This window comes from Mycobacterium sp. NAZ190054 (assembly GCF_001545925.1).
GTDB lineage: Bacteria > Actinomycetota > Actinomycetes > Mycobacteriales > Mycobacteriaceae > Mycobacterium.
Map to the genome: position 1 here is coordinate 1 of NZ_LMVQ01000289.1, position 4,663 is coordinate 4,663.

The following is a 4,663-nucleotide window of genomic DNA, read 5'->3' on the forward strand; positions in this document are numbered from 1 at the left end:
GTCGGGGTCCGACCGCGACCATGCTATCGGTGCGTGGCCTCACGCCCCGATACCAATGGGGCTATCCAGCCAGCTGTACTCGATGCCGAACAGTCCGGCGGCGAAACCGAGCGCTCCGAGCAACCACAAGGTGCCCACCACCACCGCGAAGGTGAACAGCGCCCCCAGCGCCTGGACCCACAGACCCTGCCGCTTGAACCAGGCCATCACGGCGTCGTAGCGCTCGCGCGCGAAGCCCAGCAGGCGGTGCGCCCACTCGAACTCGGTGGCCAGGATCGCCAGACCCAGGAACACGATCGCCCAGCCCGGGCCGGGGTACGGGATGGCCAGGATGCCGACCCCGAGCACCAGCAGCCCGACCACACCGACCGCGATGCGGTAGACCAGGTCGAGGGCACGGCGGTCCCGCAGCCGATCCCGCCACCGCGCCCATTTGCGGGTGAGCCCGCGCAGCCCGGTGTCCTTGCTCACGGTTGCCCCGGTTTCAGTTTGACGAACAGCGAGTGGGCTTCGGCCAGCACATCCTCACCGTCGCACAGTCGTCCCGACACGAATATCTTGCGGTCGACGATCTCGTCGATGCCCGCGTCGACCTGGAGCTCGGCGCCGATCACCGCGATCTTGCGGTAGTCGATGTGCAGGAACGCGGTGCGCTGAGCCTTACTCCCGCTGAGCTGGAACGCGGTGAACCCGAGCAGCGAATCGAACAGATGCGCCACCGCGCCACCGTGGGCGGCGCCGTTGCGGCCCAGGTGGTAGCGGCGGAACCGGGCCGTCCCCGCGACCCGGCCGTCCTCGGTGAGGCGCAGATCCAGCGGCGGGCTGAGGATGTTGCCCCGATTGGGCAGGTCCATCCGCCGACCCGACGGTGAGGACCACTCGTCGGCGTCGTACGGGGCCAGCAGCGCCGAGACCTTCTCGATCAGGTCGGCGGCCTCGGTGATCACCGCATCGGGTGCGTCCGCGGCGCGCGCGTGATCCTGCAGCGTGCGGACCGCCTCGACGAACCGTCCGTAGTCCGGGCCGCCGCGGTCGGTGGGTTTCGGCGGATTGAATCCCCCACCGACGCGGGCGTCGAATTCAGCGCCGACGCGGGCGTCGAATTCAGCGCCGACGCGGGCGTCGAATTCAGCGCCGACGCGGGCGTCGAATTCAGCGCCGACGCGGGCGTCGAATTCAGCGTCGACGCGGGCGTCGAATCCGGCCCCGACGCGGGCGTGGGCGTCGGCTCTCTTGGTGCTCACCCGCTCACCGTATTGGTTGCTCAGCCCGCGGTGGCGCCTGCGTTGCTGAGTGTCTCGAACTCCGCGTCGGTCAACGCGATCTGCGCTGCGGCGACGTTCTCCTCCAGATGGGCGACCTTCGATGTGCCCGGAATGGGCAGAATCACCGGCGAGCGCTTCAGCAGCCACGCCAACGCCAACTGCGACGGCGTCGACGCGTGCTCGGCGGCGATCCGCTGCAGCGGACCGTCGGGAGCCGCCAGCGGTCCGGCGGCCAGCGGGAACCACGGGATGAACGCGATGTCCTCGGCCTCGCAGACCTCCAGCACCGCTTCCGAGCCGCGCATGGTCAGGTTGTACATGTTCTGCACGGACACGATCGGCGCGACCTTGCGGGCGGCATCGAGCTGTTCGGCGCTGACCTCCGACAGGCCGATGTGCCGGATCTTGCCCTCCTGCTGCAGTTTCGCCAGCTCACCGATCTGATCCTCGGCCGGGAACTTGGAGTCGATGCGGTGCAGCTGGAACAGGTCGATGGTGTCCACCGCGAGCCTGCGCAAACTCATCTCGCACTCCTGGCGCAGGTACGCCGGGAACCCGAGCGGCTCCCACACGTCCGGCGCAGTGCGCAGCAGGCCCGCCTTGGTCGCGACGACGACGCCGTCGTAGGGATACAGCGCCTCGCGGATCAGGTCCTCGGAGATGTAGGGCCCGTACGAGTCCGCGGTGTCGATGAAATCGACACCGAGTTCGACTGCCCGGCGCAGCACCCGCAGGCATTCGTCGCGGTCGGCCGGCGGACCCCAGACCCCGGGGCCGGTCAGGCGCATCGCGCCGAACCCGAGACGGTTGACGGTGAGCTCGCCGCCGAGGGCGAGGGTCGGTGCGTTCGCGGCAGTCACGGCTCCGACGGTACGCGGGCGGTGACAAGCTGACACGGTGAAGCTGCAAGACCTGGCCGCCAGGGAGCTGACCTATCCGGAAGTCGGCGCGACCGCCTCGGACCTGCCCGACGGATACCGCCATCTGCTCAAGTCGTCGGTGATCGGCAGCGGGCGGGAGCGCTTCGAGCGGGCCGCCGCCGAGGGCATGCGTTGGGGGATGCTGCGCGGGGCGGGTCTGCGGGTGGAGGCGACGACGCCGGTGGCCGCCGTGGGCGCCGACGTACTGGTGCATCTCGGGCCGGTGCTCGCGCCGTGCCGCGTCGTCTACGTGGTGGACGAACCGGACCGCCGCGGTTTCGCCTACGGCACACTGCCCGGACACGCCGAGTCCGGCGAAGAGTTGTTCCTCGTGCGCTATGACCCCGCCACCGGACAGGTGTTTGCGGAGGTGACGGCCTTCTCGCGGCATGCGACGTGGTGGAGCCGACTGGGAGCTCCGGTCACGTCGCTGATGCAGCGGGTGATCACCGACCGGTATCTGCGCGCACTCTGACGCCTTTCTGTGAGCCCGCTGGAAGCGGGCAGCCGGCACAGCCACCACCACACCGGACGGTGGCCGCCGCGACATTGGCCATGCCCGCACCGGCGTGGGAGGTCAGCGGTAGCCTGAGCCATATTGACGCGCGAGTACCGGACGGTGACGGATGAACGATCCAGCAGGCATCGAGGCTGCGCATTTGCGTGTGGCCGAGCTGGTCCAGGGACTGCACAACAGGCCCGACACCGACTCCGACACCGTCGTGGCCGAGTTGGCCGAGCACGCCGCCGTCGAGATTCCCGGCGCGCAGTATGCCGGAATCACCTTGAGCCGCAACGCAAAGCACATCGAGACGCCCGCGGCGACCCACCACTGGCCGTTGCTGTTGGACAAGATCCAGCAGCGTCATCTGGAAGGGCCCTGCCTGACCGCGGCATGGGACGAGAAGACGGTCCATGTGCGCGATCTGGAGACCGACGAGCGCTTCCCGAACTATCGGCGTGACGCGCTGGCCGAGACACCCATCCGTTCCATCATGGCGTTCCAGTTATTCATCGCCGACGAGACGCTGGGCGCGCTCAACGTCTACTCCGAGCACGCCGGCGCTTTCAGCGACGAGTCGCGCACCCTCGGCCTGATCTTCGCCGCGCACTCGTCGGTGGCCTGGAATTCGGCGCGCCGTGAGGACCAGTTCCGTCGGGCGCTGGCCAGTCGCGACGTCATCGGCCAGGCCAAGGGCATGATCATGGAGCGCTACCGGGTGGATGCGGTTCAGGCATTCGAGTTGTTGCGCAAGCTGTCCCAGGACACCAACATCCCGCTGATCAAGGTCGCCACCGATCTGGTGACCGACGCGCTGGCATCGGATCGCTGAGCAGACGCGGAGCTCCCGCCGCCGGCTCCGCGCCGCGGTTCTGTGTGAGATCCGTTGCGCCACATCGCACTGATGACCGAAACAGGGCTGCAGCAGCCCGGCCGCCCGAACACTCCGTGCGGGAGCGAGACGGGTGGCCGGACCGCTTCAGGGGTCGTCAGTGAGTGTCCCACCTGTCTCGGCGGTCGCCCGCGGGTGCCGTACCCGTGATCAGGGCGCGTGGAATCTCCGCGTTGACCGGTGCCGCAGCCGAATCACCCTGCGTGGCAGACCAATCCGTACCCACGCAGAGCAGGTCCGACGGCACCGGCACCTCGCTGGGCAGCTGCACCGGCAGGCCGGGGATCGACGGGATGGTCAGCGACGGCGGCGACACCAGGTTCGACAGGCCGGTCGCGGCCAGCGGCGTCAACGGGCTCGGAGGGGCGGGCACACCAACGTTCACCGCTGCTGATCCACCCGGCACCGGCGGCGTTCCCGGCGGGACCATACCCATGACCGACGACGCGGTGTTCTGCACCGTCCGGGCCACACCGGGCGGCGTGAGCAGATCGGTGACGGTCACCGTGCTACCGGGAGTGCCCGGGACCGGCGCGCCCGGGGCTCCGCCGTTGACCCCCACCGAGTTCGGCGGGGTGGGTGGCACCGGCGGAGCCGGGTAGTTGACGAACCCGCCCGACGACGACCCCGGCGCCGGAGGCGTCGGAGGGCTCACCGCGCCGGCGGGCACCGTGCCAGCATCGCCGGGAACACCCGGAGTCGGGGGTGTCACCACACCGGCCTCACCGACGATCGGCGCGCCGGGAACACCCGGGTTCGGCGGCGTCACCACACCGGCGGGCACCGCCCCCCCACCACCGGGAACACCCGGAGTCGGCGGTGTCACCACACCGGCCTCACCGACGATCGGCGCGCCGGGAACACCCGGGTTCGGCGGCGTCACCACACCGGCCTCACCCACGATCGGCGCCCCGGGGGCCGGTGGAGCCGGAGCCGGCACCGCTGCGGCCGCTGCATCGATCGGAGCACCTGCGCCAGCCGCACATTGCCGACCACTGAGGCGTTGGGCGCCACCCAGCTCTCCGGGTGCACACGAGGGGTGTGGCCGTGGACGGCAAGAATCAGCGGCTCAGCCATGGGGTCA

6 protein-coding genes and 1 pseudogene are annotated in these 4,663 nt (G+C 69.9%); 2 read left to right on the forward strand and 5 right to left on the reverse strand.

Going from position 1 to position 4,663, the window contains the following annotated elements; genetic code table 11:
• Positions 1 to 39 precede the first annotated feature (39 nt).
• From ASJ79_RS19105 to ASJ79_RS19115, 3 genes are read right to left on the reverse strand one after another with little or no spacing between them, the layout of a single operon-like run.
• Positions 40 to 471 (reverse strand): TIGR02611 family protein, encoded by a 432-nt coding sequence (locus tag ASJ79_RS19105; protein WP_067958534.1) that lies wholly within the window; start codon positions 469 to 471, stop codon positions 40 to 42.
• Positions 468 to 1,244 (reverse strand): PaaI family thioesterase, encoded by a 777-nt coding sequence (locus tag ASJ79_RS19110; protein ID WP_231750929.1) that lies wholly within the window; start codon positions 1,242 to 1,244, stop codon positions 468 to 470. The genes ASJ79_RS19105 and ASJ79_RS19110 overlap by 4 nt, the downstream gene beginning before the upstream one ends.
• Before the next feature lie 20 nt (positions 1,245 to 1,264).
• On the reverse strand, positions 1,265 to 2,125 hold the full coding sequence (locus tag ASJ79_RS19115) for an aldo/keto reductase (protein WP_067958537.1): 861 nt from the start codon (positions 2,123 to 2,125) through the stop codon (positions 1,265 to 1,267).
• A 37-nt stretch (positions 2,126 to 2,162) separates the two neighbouring features.
• Here ASJ79_RS19115 and ASJ79_RS19120 point away from each other — a divergent pair, with 37 nt between their 5' ends.
• Both ASJ79_RS19120 and ASJ79_RS19125 read left to right on the forward strand, forming a co-directional pair.
• The gene (locus tag ASJ79_RS19120; RefSeq protein WP_067958539.1) at positions 2,163 to 2,660 is read left to right on the forward strand and encodes a DUF1990 domain-containing protein; all 498 of its coding nucleotides are present in this window, start codon (positions 2,163 to 2,165) and stop codon (positions 2,658 to 2,660) included.
• A gap of 151 nt (positions 2,661 to 2,811) precedes the next feature.
• Positions 2,812 to 3,519 (forward strand): GAF and ANTAR domain-containing protein, encoded by a 708-nt coding sequence (locus ASJ79_RS19125; RefSeq protein WP_067958542.1) that lies wholly within the window; start codon positions 2,812 to 2,814, stop codon positions 3,517 to 3,519.
• 157 nt (positions 3,520 to 3,676) lie between these two features.
• On the opposite strand, the gene ASJ79_RS19130 is transcribed toward ASJ79_RS19125, so the two are convergent.
• Together ASJ79_RS19130 and ASJ79_RS35135 are read right to left on the reverse strand one after the other, a co-directional pair.
• Positions 3,677 to 4,480: a hypothetical protein gene (locus ASJ79_RS19130; RefSeq protein WP_067958543.1), complete on the reverse strand. Its 804-nt coding sequence runs from the start codon at positions 4,478 to 4,480 to the stop codon at positions 3,677 to 3,679.
• A pseudogene (locus tag ASJ79_RS35135) lies at positions 4,459 to 4,663 on the reverse strand (hypothetical protein); the annotation flags it as partial. The pseudogene ASJ79_RS35135 and the gene ASJ79_RS19130, both read right to left, overlap by 22 nt.